The organism is Nocardioides faecalis (genome assembly GCF_018388425.1).
GTDB classification, from domain to species: Bacteria; Actinomycetota; Actinomycetes; order Propionibacteriales; family Nocardioidaceae; genus Nocardioides; species Nocardioides faecalis.
Window position 1 is genome coordinate 1,817,250 of record NZ_CP074406.1, and the last position, 17,565, is coordinate 1,834,814.

Below are 17,565 nucleotides of genomic sequence, written 5' to 3' on the forward strand. Positions count from 1 at the left end.
CGTGGACCAAAACAAGAACGTGTTCTAGTATTGAAGCCATCGACCTCCCGCGTCCCCTCTCGCGCCGCGCGGCGCCGAACCAGGAGCTCCCATGACCAGCGAATTCACCCCCGAGGTGACCGCCGTCCTCGACGGCGTGCGTGACCTGCTCCCGACCTTCCGCGAGCGCGCGGAGGAGGGGGACCGGCTCCGGGTGATCCCGGACGCCTCCATCAAGGAGCTGGAGGAGACCGGGTTCTTCCGGCTGCTCCAGCCCAAGCGGTACGGCGGCCTCGAGGCCGACCCGATCGCCTTCTACACCGCCGTGCGCGACATCGCCTCCGCCGACGGTTCCACCGGCTGGGTCTCCAGCGTCGTGGGTGTGCACCCGTGGCAGGTCGGGCTGTTCGACGACGTCGCCCAGCAGGCCGTGTGGGGCGACGACCAGAGCGTGCGGCTGTCCTCGTCGTACGCCCCGACCGGGAAGGCCGTGCTCACCGAGGGCGGCTTCACGCTCTCGGGCAAGTGGAGCTTCTCCTCCGGCTCCGACCACTGCGCCTGGGTGCTGCTCGGCGGGCTGGTGTTCAACGCCGAGGGCCAGGTCGTCGACTTCCGCACCTTCCTGGTGCCCCGCGAGAAGTACCAGGTCGTCGACGTGTGGAACACCGTCGGCCTGCGCGGCACCGGCTCCAACGACATCGTGGTGGAGGAGACCTTCATCCCCACCGAGTTCACGCTGTCGATGGGCGAGACCGGCCAGTGCAAGGGCCCGGGCCAGGCGGTCAACACCAGCGACCTCTACAAGCTGCCCTTCCACTCGATCTTCACCTCCACCATCGCCACCCCGATCATCGGCATGGCGAAGGGCGCCTACGCCGAGCACGTGGCGATGCAGACCAAGCGCGTGCGCGCCGCCTACCTCGGCGAGAAGGCGTCGCTGGACCCGTTCGGCGCCGTCCGGATCGCCCGCGCCTCCTCCGAGATCGACGCCGCCTGGGCGCTGCTGGTCGCCAACATCCGCGAGCAGCAGGCCCACGTCGCCCGCGGCGAGCAGATCCCGCTGGAGCTGCGGCTGCGGGTGCGCCGCGACCAGGTGCTCGGCACGGCCCGCTCCATCGAGGCGATCGACACCCTCTTCGAGGCCTCCGGCGGTCGCGCCCTGGCCGAGGGCACCTACCTGCAGCGGGCCTGGCGCGACGCCCACGCGGGTCGGGTGCACGCCGCCAACGACCCCGAGCGTGCCCTGCAGATGTACGGCGCCCAGCAGTTCGGGCACAAGATCGACCCGGGGATGTACTGAGGTGAGCGACCACTCCAAGCCTGACTACTCCAAGGACGGCACCCGCCGCTCCGCGAAGGCGGGCGACATCACCCTCAACTACTACGAGGCCGGCCCGGAGCAGACCACCGGCGAGCCGGTCGGCGGCGGCCTGCCGTTCGTGCTGCTCCATGGCGGCGGCCCCGGCGCCTCGGCGTGGAGCAACTTCGGCTCCGCGCTGCCGCGGTTCGCGCAGAGCTTCCGCACCCTGCTCGTCGACCAGCCCGGCTTCGGGCAGTCCGACAAGCCCGAGGTGAAGGCCAACTACTTCCGCCACTCCGCGGAGTACGTCGTCAAGCTGCTCGACGAGCTGAAGATCGACCGGGTGCACCTGCTCGGCAACTCCCTCGGCGGCGGTACGGCGATGCGCCTGGCCCTCGAGCACCCCGACCGCGTCGGCCGGCTGGTGCTGATGGGCCCCGGCGGGCTGTCGGTCAACCTGTTCCACGCCGACCCCACCGAGGGCGTGCAGCGGCTCATGGACTTCTCCATGAACCCCAGCCGCGAGGCGCTGCGGGCGTTCATCTCGACCATGGTCGTCAACCAGGCGCTGGTCACCGACGAGCTTGTCGAGGAGCGGTTCGCCGACGCCACCGCGCCCGGCTCGCTGGAGGCGATGCGCTCCATGGGCGCCTCCTTCTGGAACCCCGAGTGGGCCGAGGACGGCATGCTGTGGCGTGAGGCGCACCGGCTGCGCAAGCACACCCTGCTCACCTGGGGCCGTGAGGACCGGGTCAACCCGCTCGACGGCGCGCTCGTCGCGCTCAAGCAGATCCCCAAGGCACAGCTGCACGTCTTCCCGAGCTGCGGCCACTGGGCGCAGATCGAGGCCGCGGACGAGTTCGCGGAGATCTGCACCGCCTTCCTGGCCCGACACGTGGAGAGGACCCGCTGATGACCATCGACATCAAGTCCATGGGCTACATCCGGGTGGCCAGCACCGACCTGGACGCCTGGAGGCTGTTCGCCGGCAAGGTGCTCGGCCTGGCCGAGGGCCGCGGCCCGAACCCGGCCCACCAGTACTGGCGCATCGACGAGGTCTCCGCCCGGCTCGTGGTGGTCCCGGCCGAGGTCGACCAGCTCGACTGCGTCGGCTGGGAGCTCGCCGACCCCCGGGCGCTGCAGGAGGCCCGCGAGCACCTCGCCAAGGCCGGCGTGGAGTTCGAGGAGGGCACAGCTGCGGAGCTCGACGAGCGCCGCGTGCAAGAGCTCGTCCGGTTCCGCGACCCGTGGGACAACGTCTTCGAGCTCTACCACGGCATCACCTACGAGTCGCGGCCGCTGGTCACGCCGTACGCCGCGAAGTTCGTCACCGGCGACCAGGGCATGGGCCACATCGTGCTGCCCGTCCTCGACGACGTCGAGGCGCTGCGGTTCTACACCGAGGTCCTCGGCTTCCGGCTGCGCGACTCGATGAGCATGCCCGGGGAGTTCGTCGGCAAGGAGCCCGGCAGCAAGATCTGGCTGCGCTTCCTCGGGGTCAACCCGCGCCACCACTCGCTGGCGTTCCTGCCCATGCCGAACCCCAGCAAGTGCGTGCACGTGATGCTCGAGGTCGACCAGCTCGACCACGTCGGCCGAGCGCTGGAGCGGGTCCGCAAGCACAAGGCGCCGCTCTCGGCGACCCTGGGCCGGCACATGAACGACGAGATGATCTCGTTCTACGTCAAGTCGCCCGGCGGCTTCGACGTCGAGTTCGGCACCGACGGCATGACGGTCGACGACGCCCGCTGGGTGGCGCGCGAGTCCACGGCGGTCTCCTACTGGGGCCACGACTTCGGCGGCGGCAGCTGAACGCGCAGCGACCGGCCCCAGACGTGCCCGACGTGCCCGACGTGCCCGGCGTCCCCGACGGGGTCAGCCCGGATGCGCGCGAGACGTGGCCGCACCCGGACCTGATCCGGTCGTGGCTGGGTGACGCCGAGGTCGACTTCGAGATCCGCCCCGGCGACGCGGTCCCGGTCCAGGACGACCCGGAGGCCCAGGCCGCGGCGCGTCGGTTCCGCGACGTGCTCGGCTGCTTCGCCTCCGGGATCACCGTGATCACCTCGACCAGCGGCGGGGAGCCGGTGGGGATGACCTGCCAGTCCTTCTCCAGTGTCTCCCTCGACCCGCCGCTGGTCACGTTCATCCCGGCCCGCTCCTCGCGGGCGTGGTCGCAGATCCAGCGCTCGGGACGCTTCTGCGTCAACGTGCTGGCCGCCGACCAGGAGCACGTGTCGGCCCAGATGGCGTCCAAGGGCGTCGACAAGTTCGCCGGCATCGACTGGACGCCCGCCGAGGTGACCGGGGCGCCGGTGATCACCGGGACCCTGGCCCACCTGGACTGCACCATCCACGCCGTCTACGAGGGCGGGGACCACTACATCGTGGTGGGCAAGGTCGAGCACCTCGCCGCGCACCCCGACGACGCCCCGGTCACCGAGCCGCTGCTGTACTACCGCGGCCGGTACCGCACCACCGACTCCTGACTGAGCCTGCTCAGAGGGAGATCGCGGCGCGGTGCTGGTGCGGGGCGCCGAAGAGCCGGCCCAGCGCGTGGGCGCGCTTGAACACCAGCTGCGCGTCGTGCTCCCAGGTGATCGCGATGCCACCGTGCAGCTGCACGCACTCGCTCGCCGCCAGCGACGCCGCCTCCAGGCAGTACGACGCCGCGGCGCGCACCCGGAACGCGGTGTCCTCGGCGTCCTCACCCGCAGCCAGCGCGTACGACGCCGCCCAGCTCGCCGAGCGGGCCAGCTCGGCGCGCGCGAAGACGTCGGCCATCCGGTGCTTGAGCGCCTGGAAGGAGCCGATCGGCCGGCCGAACTGCACCCGCTCCTTGCTGTAGTCGACCGTCATCGCCAGCGCGCGGTCGCTCAGCCCCACGGCCAGCGCGGCCACGGCGGCCGCGCCGACGAGCTCGGCCCGCGCCAGGGCGGCCCGGCCGTTGCCGACCACGGTGCGCTCCGCGCCCGACAGGTCGAGCCGGGCCAGCCGGATCGACTGGTCCATCGCCTCGACCCAGGTCGCGCAGGCGCCGGTGACCTCGACGAGGTCGTCACCGTCCACGACGAGCACGATCGCGGCCCGGTCGGCGTCGAGCACCACGTCGGAGCCGGGCAGCGCCACGGTCGCGATCTCGCCCGCGGCGATCCGCGGCAGCAGCCGGGCCTTGGCGTCCTCGGTGCCGCCGGCCAGCAGCGCCTCGACCGCGACCACGGAGGCCAGCAGGGGAGAGGGTGCCAGCGAGCGGCCGAGCTCGGCGAGCACCACGGCGGACTCGAAGAAGGACGCGCCGACGCCGTCGTAGGACTCGGGGACGTTGAGGGCGGCGACGCCGATCTGCTCGCACAGCGTCGCCCAGAGCGCCTCGTCGTGGCCGGTGTCCGACACCGCGGCCGTCCGCACGGCGGCGGAGTCGGCGCGCTTGTCGAGCAGGCCCCGCACCGTGGCGGCGAGCTCGGTCTGCTCCTCGGAGAGTGCGAAGTCCATCAGGCACCCACCAGCGAGTCGAGGATCCGTGCCCGGTGGAACGCCGGCGTGCCCCAGGCACCGACGAGCGCGCGGATCCGGTTCAGCCAGATGCTGAGGTCGAACTCCGCGGTGTAGCCGATCGCGCCGTGCACCTGCAGCCCGGTGCGTGAGGCCAGGTAGGCGGCGTCGGCGCAGGCGACCTTGGCCGCGGACACCGCCCGCGGCGTGGGCTCCAGCGCGGCGCCGTGCAGCAGCGGGCGGGCGAAGTCCAGTGCGATCCGCACGTCGGCCAGGGCGTGCTTGATCGCCTGGTAGGAGCCGATCTCCCGGCCGAACTGCTTGCGCTGCTTGACGTAGGCGACCGAGTCGGCCAGCACCCGCTCCCCGGCACCGAGCAGCTGCGCGGCGCAGGCCAGGGCGGCGAGGTCGAAGGCGGCGTCGGCGTGCTCCACGGAGTCGCGCACCGCGCCGGCGGTGACGGTGAAGAGACGGCGGGTGCGGTCCACCGAGACGACCTGCTCACCCACGCTCGCCTCCCGGACCCCGTCGGAGCCCACCACGTAGACCTGCTCGGCCACGTCGGCGTCCAGGGCGTACGGCGTGTGCGGCGGCACCGCGCCGGTGGCGACGGTGCCGGCGGCGATCGCCGCCTGCGCCTCACCGGACAGCTCGGTGGCCAGGTAGGCGACGGACTCCACCCAGGGCCCGGGCACGGCGTGGCGGCCGAGCACCTCGAAGGCGATCACCAGCTCCACCGGGCTGGCGCCCATGCCGTCGTTCTCCTCGGGCACCAGCAGTGCGTTGACGCCCTGCTCGGCGATCCGGCCCCACAGCGCGAGGCCGGGGGCCGCGTCGCCGTCGGCCCAGGCGCGGGCGGCGGCGACCGGGTCGGCGCCGGAGATCAGGGCGTCCAGCGAGGACGCGAAGTCCTTCTGGTCCGCGGTCGGCTCGAACCTCATCGTCCGGCTCCCTTCGGCTCACGGGGCAGGCCGAGGATGCGCTCGGCCACGATGTTGCGTTGGATCTCGTTGGTGCCGGCGTAGATCGGCCCGGACAGCGAGAAGGTGTAGCCGTCGAGCCAGCGGGACTCGACCTCGCCCTCGGGGCCGAGCAGGTCCAGCGCGGTCTCGTGCAGCGCCACGTCCAGCTCGCTCCACCACACCTTGTTCACCGACCCGGCGGCGCCGACGTCGCCGCCGTCGGCCAGCCTGGTCACCGTGCCCCACGTGTAGAGCCGGTAGGCCTCGGCCTTGAGCCAGGCGTCGACGACCCGGTCCGCGACGCGGGGGTCGGGGCGCTCGCCGTACAGCGCGAGGAGCCGGTCGGCGGCCGCGGTGAACCGGCCGGGCGAGCGCAGCGAGAGGCCGCGCTCGTTGCCCGCGGTGCTCATCGCCACGCGCCAGCCGTCGCCGGGCGCACCCAGCACGTCGGCGTCGGGCACGAAGACGTCGTCGAAGAAGACCTCGGCGAAGCCGGCTTCGCCGTCGAGCTGGGCGATCGGGCGCACCGTGACGCCCTCGGCGTCGAGCGGGAACAGGAAATAGGTCAGGCCGTGGTGCCGTTCGGCGGAGGGGTCGGAGCGGAACAGCCCGAAGCCCCAGTGCGCCAGCGCCGCGCGCGAACACCAGATCTTCTGGCCGTTGAGCACCCAGCCGCCGCGGTCCTCGTCCCGGCGCGCGGTCGAGCGCAGCGAGGCCAGGTCGGAGCCGGACTCCGGCTCGGACCAGCACTGCGCCCAGATCCGCTCACCGGTGGCCATCGTGGGCAGGAACCGAGCCTGCTGCTCGCGGGTGCCGTGCTCGAAGATGATCGGGGCGAGCAGGAAGATGCCGTTCTGGGAGACCCGGCCGGGCGCACCGGCGCGGTAGTACTCCTCCTCGAAGATCACCCACTCCACCAGCGAGGCCTCACGGCCGTGGTACTCCTTCGGCCAGGAGACGACCGACCAGCGCTCCTCGGCGAGCCGTGCCTCCCACTCCTGGTGCAGCGCCCACCCCTCGGGGGTGTCCATCGACGGCAGCGGCTCGGCCGGCACGTTCGCAGCCAGCCACTCCCGGGCCTCGGCCTGGAAGGCCAGCTCGGAGTCGGACAGTTCCAGGTCCATCTCAGTCCTTCTTCTCGGTGCTCCGGGCCGGGGCCCGCAGCTCGTTCTTCAGCACCTTGCCGCCGAGGTTGCGGGGCAGGGCGTCGATGGTGCGTACCTCGCGGGGCACCTTGAAGTTCGCCAGGTGCTCGCGGGCATAGGCGACCACCGCCTCGGGCGTCGGCGCCGCCGCTCCCGGAGCCGGTACGACGTACGCGCGGCCGACCTCGCCCATCCGCTCGTCGGGCACGCCGACCACCGCGACGTCGGCGATGCCGTCCATCCGGGAGAGCACCTGCTCCACCTCGGCCGGGTAGACGTTGAACCCGCCGCAGATGTACATGTCCTTGAGCCGGTCGGTGATGCGCAGGTTCCCGTCGGCGTCGAGCTCGCCGACGTCGCCGGTGTGCAGCCAGCCGTCGGCGTCGATGGCGGCGGCCGTGGCCTCGGGGTCGTCGAGGTAGCCGAGCATCACGTACTCGCCGCGCACCAGCAGCTCGCCGTGCTCGCCGATCCGGGTCTCCATGCCCTGGATCGCGCGCCCGCAGGTGGTGGCGACCAGCTCGGCGGGGTCGCCCGCGCGGGCCATGGTGACCACCACGGCCTCGGTCATCCCGAACGCGGTGACCACGGTGTCGATGCCCAGGCCCGCCGGCGCCGCGGCGCGCATCCGCTCGATCAGCACGACCGGCACCACGGCGGCCCCGGTGACGGCCACCCGCAGGCTGGACAGGTCGCGATGCTCGCGGCCGGGCGCGGTGAGCAGCGACTGGTAGATCGTCGGCGCGCCGGGCAGCACGGTGATCCGCTCGGTCTCGATGAGCGCCATCGTGCGGTCGAGGTCGAAGGTCGCCAGCGGGTACAGCGTGGCGCCGGTGGCGAGCCCGGTGATGATCCCGACCTTGTAGCCGAAGGAGTGGAAGAACGGGTTGATCGCCAGGTAGCGGTCCTCGGCGCCGACCCCGCCGTGCTCACCCCAGGCGCGGGCCACGCCGAGCGTCTGCCGGTGCGCGCTCATCGCTCCCTTGGGGCGCCCGGTGGTGCCGGAGGTGAACAGGATGTCGGCGACGTCGTCGGGGCGCACCGCGTCGGCGCGGGCCTCCGCGGTCTCCTCGGGCACCGTCTCGCCGGCCTCGACGAGCTCGTCGAGGCGGGCGATGTCCTGCACCAGGCGCACCGAGGCCAGGTCGCTGGCGGCGCGCAGGTCGGCAACCTGGGTCCGGCCGAGGAACCCGTCGGCGACCACCACGACCCGGGCCGCGGTCCGGTCGACGAGGTCGGCGACCTCGCGGGCGGTGTAGCGGGAGTTGGCCGGCACGAGGATGGCGCCGGCGTAGGTGACCGCGAGCGCGGCGACGGCCCAGTCGATGCTGTTGGGCGCCCAGATGACAATCCGGTCGCCCGGCTCGACGCCGTGGGCGAGGTAGCCGCGCGCGACGTCGCGCACGTGGGTCAGCAGGTCGTCGTAGCCGAGGGTCCGACCGTCCTCGACGTAGGCCGGGTGGCTGCCGTGCGCGGCAGCCGCGGCGCGCAGGACGGCGGGGATCGTGTCCATGCCGAGCACCCTACCAAGCATTTGCTTGGTATGCTGCACGTGTGGACCTGACCGAGAGCGCCGAGGACCGCACCTTCCGCGAGGAGGTGCGGACCTGGCTTGATGAGAACCTGGTCGGCGAGTGGGCCGAGCTGCGTGGGCGGGGCGGCCCCGGCCGCGAGCACGAGGCACACGCCGAGCGCCTGGCCTGGAACCGACTGCTGGCCGAGCACGGCTGGACCGCCCTGGGCTGGCCCGTCGAGCACGGCGGGCGCGGCCTGTCGCTGTGGCAGCAGGTGATCTTCCACGAGGAGTACGCCCGCGCGAACGCGCCGGCCGGGGTGAATCACCTCGGGGAGCAGCTCCTCGGCCCCACCCTCATCGCCTTCGGCACCGACGAGCAGCGCAAGCGGTTCCTGCCCGAGATCGCGGGCGTGCGCGAGCTGTGGGCCCAGGGCTACTCCGAGCCCGGCGCCGGCTCCGACCTTGCAGGAGTGCAGACCCGCGCCCGCCTCGACGAGGCCAGCGGCGAGTGGGTGATCGACGGGCAGAAGGTGTGGACCTCGCTCGCCCACCTCTCCGACTGGTGCTTCGTCGTCGCCCGCACCGAGCCCGGCTCCGCACGCCACCAGGGCCTGAGCTTCCTGCTCGTCCCGCTGCGCCAGGACGGCGTCGAGGTCCGCCCGATCGAGCAGCTGACCAGCGGCTCGGAGTTCAATGAGGTCTTCTTCTCCGGCGCCCGGACCGCCGCCGACATGATCGTCGGGGAGCCCGGTCGTGGCTGGGGCGTCGCGATGGGCCTGCTCGGCTTCGAGCGCGGCGTCTCCACGCTGGGCCAGACCGTCGGCTTCGCCCGCGAGCTGGACAGCGTCGTGGAGCGGGCGAAGGCCAACGGCTCCATCGACGACCCGGTCGTGCGCGACCGGTTGGCGGCGATGAAGGCCGAGCTGTCGGTGATCCGCAGCTTCGCGCTGCGCTCGCTGGCCCTCGTCCAGGGCGGCGAGGACTCCGCGGCCGGCAACGGCGCGGGCTCGGTGTTCAAGCTCGCCTGGGCCAACTGGCACCGCACCCTCGGCGAGGTCGCGATGGACGTGGCCGGCCGCGATGGCCTGCTCACCCGCGGCACCGGGGAGTACGACCTCGACGAGCACCAGCGGCTCTTCCTCTTCTCCCGCGCCGACACCCTCTACGGCGGCAGCGACGAGGTCCAGAAGAACATCCTGGCCGAGCGTGTGCTCGGCCTGCCACGCGAACCGAAGGGGTCCTGATGACCGTCCACCGTCCCGAGCAGCCCACCCCCGACTACGTGCCGGGACACGGCCTGCTGGCCGGCAAGGTCGTCGTGGTCACCGCCGCCGCGGGCGCCGGCATCGGTGCCGCCGTCGTACGGCGTGCGCTGGAGGAGGGCGCCAAGGCCGTCGTGTTCAGCGACACCCACGCCCGTCGCCTCGCCGAGGCCGAGACCGCGCTGGCCGAGGAGTTCGGCGCCGACCGGGTGCGCCAGCTGGTCTGCGACGTCACCAAGGAGGACGACATCGCGGCCCTGCTGGACGCCGCGGAGGAGTTCGGCGGCGTCGACGTGATGATCAACAACGCCGGCCTCGGCGGCACCGACACCATCCTCGAGATGACCGACGAGTCCTGGAACCGGGTCCTCGACATCACCCTGACCGGCACCATGCGCGCCACCCGCGCCGTCGGCAACCGGTTCGTCGCCGCCGGCAAGAAGGGCGTCATCGTCAACAACGCCTCCGTCATCGGCTGGCGCGCCCAGGAAGGCCAGGCGCACTACGCCGCCGCCAAGGCCGGCGTGATGGCGCTGACCCGCTGCTCCGCGCTCGACCTCGCCCCGCACGGGATCCGGGTCAACGCGGTCTCCCCGAGCCTGGCGATGCACCCGTTCCTGGAGAAGGTGACCTCACCGGAGCTGCTCGCCGAGCTCAAGCAGCGCGAGGCGTTCGGCAGGGCGGCCGCTCCCTGGGAGGTCGCCAATGTGATGGTTTTCCTCGCCAGCGACTACTCGTCGTACCTGACCGGTGAGGTGATCAGTGCCAGCAGCCAACACGCCTGACGGCGGCTCCAAGGCGACCAAGGGCGGCGAGACGCCGACGCGGCGCGAGCAGTTGCTCACGATCGCCGCGCGCCTGTTCGCGGACAAGGGTTTTCGCAACACCACCGTGCGCGACATCGCCGACGAGGCCGGCATCCTCTCGGGCAGCCTCTACCACCACTTCGACTCCAAGGAGTCGATGGTCGACGAGATCCTGTCCACCTTCCAGGAGGAGCTCTTCGGCCAGTACGACGAGATCCTGGCCAGCGGCGACGACGCCCGCACCAAGCTGGAGCGCGCCGTCCGGGTCTCCTTCGAGGCCATCGACCGCTACCCCAGCGAGGTGGCGATCTTCCAGAACGACGCCGACTACCTCGGCACGTTCGAGCGGTTCGGCTACCTCGCCGACCGCAACATGCAGTCCCGCCAGGTGTGGATCACCCTGATCGAGGAGGGCGTGCGCACCGGCGTGCTGCGCGCCGACCTCGACGTGACGCTGACCTACCGGTTCATCCGCGACACGATCTGGGTCGCGGTGCGCTGGTACCGGCCCGGGCGCGGGCTCAGCCACACCGACATCGCCGACCAGTACGTCCGCATCCTGCTCGACGGCATCGCCGTCTCCGGTGGTTGAGGCGCGCGCCTCGACCCTCTCGAAAGGACACTCCCATGGCTGAGGCCTACATCGTCGACGCGGCCCGCACGGCCGTCGGCAAGCGCGGCGGCGCGCTCGCCCAGGTGCACTCCGCCGACCTCGCGGCGCACTCGATCTCCGCGCTCGTGCAGCGCACCGGCGTGGATCCGGGCGCGGTCGACGACGTCATCCTGGGCTGCTGCGACACCATCGGCTCCCAGGCCGGGGACGTCGCCCGCACCGCCTGGCTCGTCGCGGGCCTGCCCGACCACGTGCCCGGCGTGACCATCGACCGGCAGTGCGGCTCCTCCCAGCAGGCCGTGCACTTCGCCGCGCAGGGCGTCATGTCCGGCACCCAGGACCTGGTGGTGGCCGGGGGAGTGCAGAACATGAGCGCGATCCCGATCTCCGCGGCCATGCTGGTCGGCCAGCAGTACGGCTTCTCCACGCCGTTCGCCGAGTCGCCCGGCTGGGCGAAGCGGTACGGCGACGTCGAGGTCAGCCAGTTCAACTCGGCCGAGATGATCGCCGAGAAGTGGGACCTCAGCCGTGAGGAGATGGAGGCCTACGCCCTGGCCTCCCACGAGCGCGCCCGCACCGCGATCGCCGAGGGCCGGTTCACCGGCGAGATCGTGCCGTTCCCGCTCGCCGACGGCGCGGTCTTCGACACCGACCAGTGCCCGCGCGAGACCTCGCTGGAGAAGATGGCCGGGCTCGACCCGCTGGCGCCGGGTGGCCGGATCACCGCCGCCGTGGCCTCCCAGATCTGCGACGGCTCCTCGGCGATGCTCATCGCCTCCGAGCAGGCGGTCAAGGACCACGGCCTCACCCCGCGGGCGCGGATCGTGCACCTCTCGGTGCGCGGCGACGACCCGGTGTGGATGCTCACCGGCCCCATCGCCGCCACCCAGCACGCCCTGGCCAAGAGCGGTCTCTCGGTCGACGACATCGACCTGTTCGAGTGCAACGAGGCGTTCGCCTCCGTCGTGCTGGCCTGGATGAAGGAGACCGGCGCGCCGCACGAGAAGGTCAACGTCAACGGCGGCGGCATCGCGCTGGGCCACCCGATCGGCGCCACCGGCACCCGGCTGATGACCACCCTGCTCAACGAGCTCGAGCGCACCGGCGGCCGCTACGGCCTGCAGACCATGTGCGAGGGCGGCGGGCAGGCCAATGTCACCATCATCGAGCGGCTCTAGTCCAGCCCGTCAGATCCAGCCCATCCGGCGCGCGATCGCGCAGGCGTCGTGCCGGTTGGCGGCGCCGAGCTTGGTGACCGCGCTGGACAGGTAGTTGCGCACCGTGCCCGGCGACAGCGAGGCCCGCTCGGCGATCTCGTCGACCGGCGCGCCGTCCACGGCGAGCTCGAGCACGTCGGCCTCGCGCGGGGTCAGCGGGCTGTCCCCGGCGGCGATCGCCTCCGCGGCCAGCTCCGGGTCCACGTGCCGGCCACCGGCGTGCACCTTGCGGACCACCTCGGCCAAGGTGCGCGCCGACGTGGTCTTCGGCAGGAAGCCGCGTACGCCGGCGGCCAGCGCCCGCTTGAGGTGACCGGGCCGGCCGTGGCTGGTCACGATCACCACCGGGATGCCGCGCCCGGCGCCGGCGAGCCGCTCCGCGACCGCGATCCCGTCGGGGCCGGGCATCTGCAGGTCGAGCACCGCCACGTCGACGTCGTGCTTGAGCGCCATCGCGATCGCCTCGTCGCCGCTGGCCGCCTGCGTCACCACGGTCAGGTCGGGCTCCAGGTCGAGCAGCTGCGCCAGCGCGGTGCGGATCAGGTGCTCGTCGTCGGCGAGCAGGAGGCGGATCGTCATGCCGACACCGCCGTGGCGGCGGCCGGCTCCAGCGGCATGGCCGGGAACCGGGCGACGACCCGGAACCCGGTGCCGGGTTCGCCCGGCCGGTCGCCGGTGGTCGGCTCGGCGGTGAGCGTGGCACCGAGCGGCGCGAGCCGTTCGCGCAGGCCCCGCAGCCCGGAGCCCGACCCAGTGCCCGGCCCAGTGCCCGACCCAGTGCCGCGTGCAGCGGTCGTGGACGACTGGGCGGCCAGGGGGCCGTCGTTGTGCACGGTCAGCTCGCCGTCGGCGTACCCGATGCGCACCCGGGTGGCGGAGGAGTGCCGCAGCACGTTGGTCACCGACTCCCGCACCACCCAGGCCACCGGCTCCCGCCAGGGCGCCGGCACGTCCTCCACGGCGACGTCGACGTCGATCCCGGCCGACGACAACAGGGAGCGTGCCCCGTCGAGCTCCTGGCTCAGGTCGGTGGCCCGGTAGCCGCGGGCGAGCTCGCGGGCCTCCCGCATCGCCTCGTGCGCGGTCTCGCGCACCGCCAGCATCCGCTCGGCCACGGAGGCGTCCCCGCGCTCGGCGAGGGTGGCGGCGAGCTCGGCCTGCACGGCGATCGCCGCCAGCCGCCGGCCGAGGACGTCGTGCACGTCGCGGGAGAACCGCAGCCGCTCCTCGGCCACCGCCAGGGCGGCCTGCGCGCCCCTGGCCTGGTCGAGCTCGGTGACGACGCCGAGCAGCCACAGCGACACCTGGACCGTGAACACCAGGAAGAGGACCACCACCGTGACGCCCAGCGCGATCACGACGTCCTGGGTGGTGATCCCGAACAGGGCTGCGATGCCGAGGACCAGAGCCACCAGGATCCGCCGGTCGCTCAGCCCGCCCAGCGTCCAGGCAGCGGCGGAACCCACGGTGAGCACCGCCAGGCCGCGGGTCCCGCCCGAGACGCTGGCACCGGCGGCCACCAGCAGCACGCACAGCAGCGCGAAGACGCCGATGCTGCGCCACGGCAGCGGCGCCGTGGCCGGGTAGAGCGCGAGCACCCGGCGCATCAGCATCGCCGCGGACGCCGTGAGCACGGCGGCGAGCAGGCACAGGGCGCCGTACACCACCGGGTGCTGCTCGGCGCGCTCGTAGCCGTTGAACCAGATCAGTGCGACGTAGCCCCACAAGAACAGGTACAGCGACTGTCGCGTGTAGCGGTCCACCCGCTCCACCTGGCTGAGCTGCGACCACCGGCGCATCCGATCCCTCCTCCGTCGGCTGGCGCTCGAGCCTAGACCCGGGGCTCCCAGCGCATCGACCGCGCCGCCAGCCAGCCCGCCAGCACCGCCCAAGCGGCCAGCACCAGCACCGGCTCCGCAGCGGCGCCCCAGGTCGCGGCGAGGTCGAGCGAGCGCTCCGTGCTGCCTTCGGGCAGGCCGAACCAGGAGGTGCGGACCAGGTCGGTCATCGCGGCGCCGGGCGTCAGGTCGGTCCACCGCTGGGCCCAGTCCGGCAGGCCCACCGAGAGCTGGCCGGCGACGGCCAGCACGATCACCGGCATGCTCGTCAGCTGCGCGGCCTCGGCGTTCTTCGTCCAGCCGGCGGTCCACAGCGCGAACGCAGCGAAGACCACCACGCTCACGGCGGCACCGAGCAGGAACATGACCGGGTTCAGCGGCGCCGACTGCCCGGCGAGCATCGCCAGCGGGATCGCCACCGCGGCCAGGCCCAGCGTGATCACGGCGCCGGGCAGCACCAGCGCGACCAGCAGCTCGGCGTCCCGCACCTCACCGGTCCGCAACCGCTTGAGCACCAGCTCGTCGCGGCGGGTCACGAACTGGGCGAGCACGTTGTAGAAGACCGGGAACAGCGCGGCGGCCAGCAGGGTGGAGCAGATCGCGGCGGCACCGGCACCGACCTCGCCGCGCTCGCCGGCCAGCAGCAGGGCCAGCGGCAGGACCGGTACGACGACGGCGTACGTGAGCGCCAGGCGGTTGCGGAGCATCAGCACCGCGTTCCACCGGGCCAGGCGCAGGGTGCGCCCGGGGGAGAACCCGTCGCGGGTGGCTTGGGACTGGATCGTCGGGGTGCTCACCGGGTTGCTCCCTCGGGCTGGGCTGCGGGCTGGGTGGCGGGCTGGTCTGCGGACAGCGGCTGGGAGCCGGCGATGGAGAGGAAGACCGCCTCCAGGCTGGCCGGACGGGCCTCCAGCCGCTCCAGGCGCAGCCCGTGCGTGGCGGCCCGGTCCAGGACCGCGCCCAGCACGCCCTGCAGGTCGTCGACCTCCAAGGTGGTGGTGTCGTGGTTCGCGGCGTGGCGCAGCGGCAGGTCGCTCAGCCACTGGGCCGGGGCTTGTGCCGGGGTCCGGAACCGGATCACCGAGGGGTGGCCCTCGGCGATCTCCGCCGGCGTGCCGGAGCGGACGATGCGGCCCGCGTGCATGATCTCGAGGCGGTCGGCCAGCGCTTCGGCCTCCTCGAGGTAGTGCGTGGTGAGCAGCACCGTGGCGCCCTCGTCGCGCAACCGCTCCACCAGCTGCCAGACCCGGTGCCGGCTCTCGGGGTCCAGCGCGGTCGTGGGCTCGTCGAGCAGCAGCACCTCGGGGCGGGCCAGCAGCGTGCAGGCCAGGTCGAGGCGCCGGCGCTCGCCACCGGACAGCGCCCGGACGGTGACGTCACCGCGGTGGGTGAGGTCGAGCAGCTCCAGCGCCTCGGCGACCGGGCGGGGTGCGGTGATCAGGTCCGACCACATCCGCAGCGTCTCCGCCACGCTCAGGTCGCCGGCGAAGCCGCTGTCCTGCAGCAGCACGCCGACGCGGCGGCGCACCTGGGCACGGTCGGCGACGGGGTCCAGGCCAAGCACCTCCACCGAGCCGGCGTCCGGGCGGTGCAGCCCCTCGATGACCTCCATCGCGGAGGTCTTGCCGGCGCCGTTGGTGCCGAGGAGGGCGGTGATGGTGCCGCCGACGACGTCGAGGTCGATGCCGCGGACGGCCTCATACGCCGTCGTACCGGTGCCGTAGGTGCGGCGCAGGCCGCGGACCCGGATCGTTGGGTTGCTCATGGGACAAGGTTGCCCGCCCCCGACCGGCCGCGGCAGGGCGCCCCGTCACCGGTTGGGCGTGACAGTTGTCATGCCCACACCAACCACGTCAGCGGGTCGGAGCCGGCTCAGAGAACCGTCCACCAGATGCCGACGATGCCGGGGAGCAGGCCCAGCAGCAGCCACGGCGTACGCCAGGAGCGGCCGTTGATCAGCAGCGTCGAGGCGATGCCGCCGATCATGAAGATGGTGCCGATCACGTTCAGTGCGATCCGGGCGTCCGGACGGTCCGCCGAGACGTGGTCCGCCGCGACGACGAAGCCCACGGCCAGGTGCAGGACGGTGGTGAACACCAGCACCGAGATCACGCGCCGCTGCACCGTCTGCAGCCGGATCAGGTCCTCGGGGTCCGGTGCCTTGCGCGGGGCGTTCGGGTCCATGAGGTGACGGCGCCGCCGAGCGGCGACGTCCGTGCCGGCCCCGCCCCGCTTGGACTCCTGCTGCATGTCCCCAGGGTAGACCTAGGAGTAGCGGTGGCTCTTGGCGGCGTGGCCGCGCTCGCGGGTGCAGGTGCGCCCGCTCATGTTGCGGTGCCCGCACAGCTCCTCGGTGCCGGCCTCGGTGCTGGCCTCGGTGCTGGGACTCGCCTCGGCGGAGGTCTGCTTGGGCTTGGCCGGGGCGCGCTTGCGAGCCGGCTTCGCCGGTGCGGCGTCGGGGTCGGTGCTGGCGGCCTTGGGGCGCGTCGTCGCCGGGCCCGCGGCGCGGGCACGAGCCTGGGCCTGGGCGTACTTGGCCTCGCGCATCGCGCGGAGGCCGTCCATCTTGCTCATCGGTCCTTCACGCCCCCGACCTTAGTTGGGCCCTCCGACGCACTGCCCGGCGGCGTTGTCCGGCGGCGCCGTCGCTAGGCTTCGAGGGATCGACAGGTGGTCGACGACCGCGGGAGGCGAGATGGTGGCGAGCAGGTCCGCTCGAGAGCGGAAGGCCGCAGCGCAGGCCGGCGACCTGGCCCGGGTGCGGATCGAGGTGGACGACGCCGACCAGTTCGTCTACAAGATCACCTGCACGCAGTGCAAGGTCCGTGACGACCGGCCGTGGTCGGCCTACCGACCCGGTCAGGACAACGGCTTCATGGCCGCGATGGACCGCTGGATCTTCCACCTCGTCGAGCGGCACCCCGGCGCCGAGGCGCCGTGCCTGGAGTTCCTCGACGCCGCGCAGCAGCGGCTCCAGGAGCGCCGCGACGCGGCCTCCGCGGACTGACCAGGCGACCGGCCCGGTCCGGTCTGGCGGGGACGTCAGTCCTCGGCGTTGAGCAGCGCGTCCGGGTCGAGCCTCGGCGGCACGGCGGCCAGGGCCAGCTGCACCAGGGCGGTGCGGGCCTTGATCGTGACGCTGCGCCGCATCCGGCCGAGGTCGTCGCCGAGGAGGCCCGAGACGACCTCGGCGACCTGCGCGTCGCTGTACTGCGGCCGGGTGCCCGGGGCGACGTCGACGTCGGGCAGCGCCACCAGCACCGGCAGGATCTGGTCGCCGAGGGTGTCCAGCAGCTTGAACCGGGCGAACTTGTCCATCGCCTCCCAGGCGGCGTCGACGTCCTGACCGGACTTGCGGAACTTCCGGTCGCTGGCCATCACGGCCTTGGCCGCGCCCGCCAGGGCGGCGGTCAGCTCGTGCTCGGTGAATCGCAT

The 17,565-nt window shown here is 72.8% G+C and carries 20 protein-coding genes; 9 read left to right on the forward strand and 11 right to left on the reverse strand.

Going from position 1 to position 17,565, the window contains the following annotated elements; translation table 11 throughout:
- Positions 1–91: 91 nt before the first annotated feature.
- The 4 genes from hsaA to KG111_RS08330 are packed head-to-tail and all read left to right on the forward strand — an operon-like array spanning position 92 to position 3,768.
- Positions 92–1,279, forward strand: a complete 1,188-nt coding sequence (gene hsaA, locus KG111_RS08315) for a 3-hydroxy-9,10-secoandrosta-1,3,5(10)-triene-9,17-dione monooxygenase oxygenase subunit (protein WP_205290180.1) — start codon at positions 92–94, stop codon at positions 1,277–1,279.
- Position 1,280: 1 nt separating this feature from the next.
- Positions 1,281–2,192, forward strand: a complete 912-nt coding sequence (gene hsaD / locus KG111_RS08320) for a 4,5:9,10-diseco-3-hydroxy-5,9,17-trioxoandrosta-1(10),2-diene-4-oate hydrolase (RefSeq protein WP_205290181.1) — start codon at positions 1,281–1,283, stop codon at positions 2,190–2,192.
- Entirely contained in the window at positions 2,192–3,091 is a 900-nt protein-coding gene (gene hsaC / locus KG111_RS08325; RefSeq protein ID WP_240195337.1) for an iron-dependent extradiol dioxygenase HsaC, read from the forward strand. Before hsaD ends, hsaC begins: the two co-directional genes overlap by 1 nt.
- A gap of 32 nt (positions 3,092–3,123) precedes the next feature.
- Positions 3,124–3,768: a flavin reductase family protein gene (locus KG111_RS08330; protein ID WP_249666358.1), complete on the forward strand. Its 645-nt coding sequence runs from the start codon at positions 3,124–3,126 to the stop codon at positions 3,766–3,768.
- 10 nt (positions 3,769–3,778) lie between these two features.
- Here KG111_RS08330 and KG111_RS08335 read toward each other — a convergent pair whose 3' ends face one another.
- From KG111_RS08335 to KG111_RS08350, 4 genes are read right to left on the reverse strand one after another with little or no spacing between them, the layout of a single operon-like run.
- Complete coding sequence (locus KG111_RS08335) at positions 3,779–4,771, reverse strand: acyl-CoA dehydrogenase family protein (protein ID WP_205290182.1); 993 nt, start codon at positions 4,769–4,771, stop codon at positions 3,779–3,781.
- A complete protein-coding gene (locus KG111_RS08340) occupies positions 4,771–5,712 on the reverse strand; it encodes an acyl-CoA dehydrogenase family protein (protein WP_205290183.1) in 942 nt (313 codons plus the stop codon). Before KG111_RS08340 ends, KG111_RS08335 begins: the two co-directional genes overlap by 1 nt.
- Positions 5,709–6,857, reverse strand: a complete 1,149-nt coding sequence (locus KG111_RS08345) for an acyl-CoA dehydrogenase family protein (protein WP_205290184.1) — start codon at positions 6,855–6,857, stop codon at positions 5,709–5,711. Before KG111_RS08345 ends, KG111_RS08340 begins: the two co-directional genes overlap by 4 nt.
- A 1-nt stretch (position 6,858) precedes the next feature.
- Entirely contained in the window at positions 6,859–8,391 is a 1,533-nt protein-coding gene (locus tag KG111_RS08350; protein WP_205290185.1) for a FadD3 family acyl-CoA ligase, read from the reverse strand.
- 41 nt (positions 8,392–8,432) lie between these two features.
- Between KG111_RS08350 and KG111_RS08355 the strand changes: the two genes are divergently transcribed.
- Genes KG111_RS08355 through KG111_RS08370 form a run of 4 tightly spaced genes read left to right on the forward strand, consistent with a single transcriptional unit; the run spans position 8,433 to position 12,253 of the window.
- A complete protein-coding gene (locus KG111_RS08355) occupies positions 8,433–9,638 on the forward strand; it encodes an acyl-CoA dehydrogenase family protein (protein WP_205290186.1) in 1,206 nt (401 codons plus the stop codon).
- Positions 9,638–10,441 carry an SDR family oxidoreductase gene (locus KG111_RS08360; RefSeq protein WP_205290187.1) on the forward strand — a complete coding sequence of 268 codons (804 nt, stop codon included), beginning with the start codon at positions 9,638–9,640 and terminating at the stop codon, positions 10,439–10,441. The genes KG111_RS08355 and KG111_RS08360 overlap by 1 nt, the downstream gene beginning before the upstream one ends.
- A complete protein-coding gene (locus KG111_RS08365; RefSeq protein WP_205290188.1) occupies positions 10,419–11,054 on the forward strand; it encodes a TetR/AcrR family transcriptional regulator in 636 nt (211 codons plus the stop codon). Before KG111_RS08360 ends, KG111_RS08365 begins: the two co-directional genes overlap by 23 nt.
- 35 nt (positions 11,055–11,089) lie before the next feature.
- The gene (locus tag KG111_RS08370; protein ID WP_205290189.1) at positions 11,090–12,253 is read left to right on the forward strand and encodes an acetyl-CoA C-acetyltransferase; all 1,164 of its coding nucleotides are present in this window, start codon (positions 11,090–11,092) and stop codon (positions 12,251–12,253) included.
- 9 nt (positions 12,254–12,262) lie between these two features.
- On the opposite strand, the gene KG111_RS08375 is transcribed toward KG111_RS08370, so the two are convergent.
- The 6 genes from KG111_RS08375 to KG111_RS08400 all read right to left on the reverse strand — a co-directional run bounded on the left by KG111_RS08375 (position 12,263) and on the right by KG111_RS08400 (position 16,704).
- On the reverse strand, positions 12,263–12,871 hold the full coding sequence (locus KG111_RS08375; protein WP_205290190.1) for a response regulator transcription factor: 609 nt from the start codon (positions 12,869–12,871) through the stop codon (positions 12,263–12,265).
- Positions 12,868–14,091, reverse strand: a complete 1,224-nt coding sequence (locus tag KG111_RS08380) for a sensor histidine kinase (RefSeq protein ID WP_205290191.1) — start codon at positions 14,089–14,091, stop codon at positions 12,868–12,870. The genes KG111_RS08375 and KG111_RS08380 overlap by 4 nt, the downstream gene beginning before the upstream one ends.
- 32 nt (positions 14,092–14,123) lie before the next feature.
- Positions 14,124–14,927, reverse strand: coding sequence for an ABC transporter permease (locus tag KG111_RS08385; RefSeq protein WP_205290192.1), 804 nt, complete (start codon positions 14,925–14,927; stop codon positions 14,124–14,126).
- The gene (locus KG111_RS08390) at positions 14,924–15,895 is read right to left on the reverse strand and encodes an ABC transporter ATP-binding protein (RefSeq protein ID WP_205290193.1); all 972 of its coding nucleotides are present in this window, start codon (positions 15,893–15,895) and stop codon (positions 14,924–14,926) included. Before KG111_RS08390 ends, KG111_RS08385 begins: the two co-directional genes overlap by 4 nt.
- Positions 15,896–16,002: 107 nt before the next feature.
- On the reverse strand, positions 16,003–16,380 hold the full coding sequence (locus KG111_RS08395; RefSeq protein ID WP_205290194.1) for a hypothetical protein: 378 nt from the start codon (positions 16,378–16,380) through the stop codon (positions 16,003–16,005).
- A 15-nt stretch (positions 16,381–16,395) separates the two neighbouring features.
- A complete protein-coding gene (locus tag KG111_RS08400; protein WP_205290195.1) occupies positions 16,396–16,704 on the reverse strand; it encodes a hypothetical protein in 309 nt (102 codons plus the stop codon).
- A 121-nt stretch (positions 16,705–16,825) separates the two neighbouring features.
- On the opposite strand from KG111_RS08400, the gene KG111_RS08405 reads away from it, so the two are divergent.
- Positions 16,826–17,137 carry a hypothetical protein gene (locus KG111_RS08405; protein WP_205290196.1) on the forward strand — a complete coding sequence of 104 codons (312 nt, stop codon included), beginning with the start codon at positions 16,826–16,828 and terminating at the stop codon, positions 17,135–17,137.
- Between the two features lie 35 nt (positions 17,138–17,172).
- Here KG111_RS08405 and KG111_RS08410 read toward each other — a convergent pair whose 3' ends face one another.
- Entirely contained in the window at positions 17,173–17,565 is a 393-nt protein-coding gene (locus KG111_RS08410) for a hypothetical protein (protein ID WP_205290197.1), read from the reverse strand.

Bases quoted from the DNA above. Each gene is read 5' to 3' on its own strand.
- KG111_RS08345 (WP_205290184.1), bottom strand. From the start codon at position 6,857: ATGGACCTGGAACTGTCCGACTCCGAGCTGGCCTTCCAGGCCGAGGCC.
- KG111_RS08405 (WP_205290196.1), top strand. From the start codon at position 16,826: ATGGTGGCGAGCAGGTCCGCTCGAGAGCGGAAGGCCGCAGCGCAGGCC.
- KG111_RS08360 (WP_205290187.1), top strand. From the start codon at position 9,638: ATGACCGTCCACCGTCCCGAGCAGCCCACCCCCGACTACGTGCCGGGA.
- KG111_RS08340 (WP_205290183.1), bottom strand. From the start codon at position 5,712: ATGAGGTTCGAGCCGACCGCGGACCAGAAGGACTTCGCGTCCTCGCTG.
- KG111_RS08370 (WP_205290189.1), top strand. From the start codon at position 11,090: ATGGCTGAGGCCTACATCGTCGACGCGGCCCGCACGGCCGTCGGCAAG.
- KG111_RS08380 (WP_205290191.1), bottom strand. From the start codon at position 14,091: ATGCGCCGGTGGTCGCAGCTCAGCCAGGTGGAGCGGGTGGACCGCTAC.
- KG111_RS08390 (WP_205290193.1), bottom strand. From the start codon at position 15,895: ATGAGCAACCCAACGATCCGGGTCCGCGGCCTGCGCCGCACCTACGGC.
- KG111_RS08395 (WP_205290194.1), bottom strand. From the start codon at position 16,380: ATGCAGCAGGAGTCCAAGCGGGGCGGGGCCGGCACGGACGTCGCCGCT.
- KG111_RS08410 (WP_205290197.1), bottom strand. From the start codon at position 17,565: ATGCGATTCACCGAGCACGAGCTGACCGCCGCCCTGGCGGGCGCGGCC.
- KG111_RS08375 (WP_205290190.1), bottom strand. From the start codon at position 12,871: ATGACGATCCGCCTCCTGCTCGCCGACGACGAGCACCTGATCCGCACC.
- hsaC (WP_240195337.1), top strand. From the start codon at position 2,192: ATGACCATCGACATCAAGTCCATGGGCTACATCCGGGTGGCCAGCACC.
- KG111_RS08335 (WP_205290182.1), bottom strand. From the start codon at position 4,771: ATGGACTTCGCACTCTCCGAGGAGCAGACCGAGCTCGCCGCCACGGTG.
- KG111_RS08400 (WP_205290195.1), bottom strand. From the start codon at position 16,704: ATGAGCAAGATGGACGGCCTCCGCGCGATGCGCGAGGCCAAGTACGCC.
- hsaA (WP_205290180.1), top strand. From the start codon at position 92: ATGACCAGCGAATTCACCCCCGAGGTGACCGCCGTCCTCGACGGCGTG.
- KG111_RS08350 (WP_205290185.1), bottom strand. From the start codon at position 8,391: ATGGACACGATCCCCGCCGTCCTGCGCGCCGCGGCTGCCGCGCACGGC.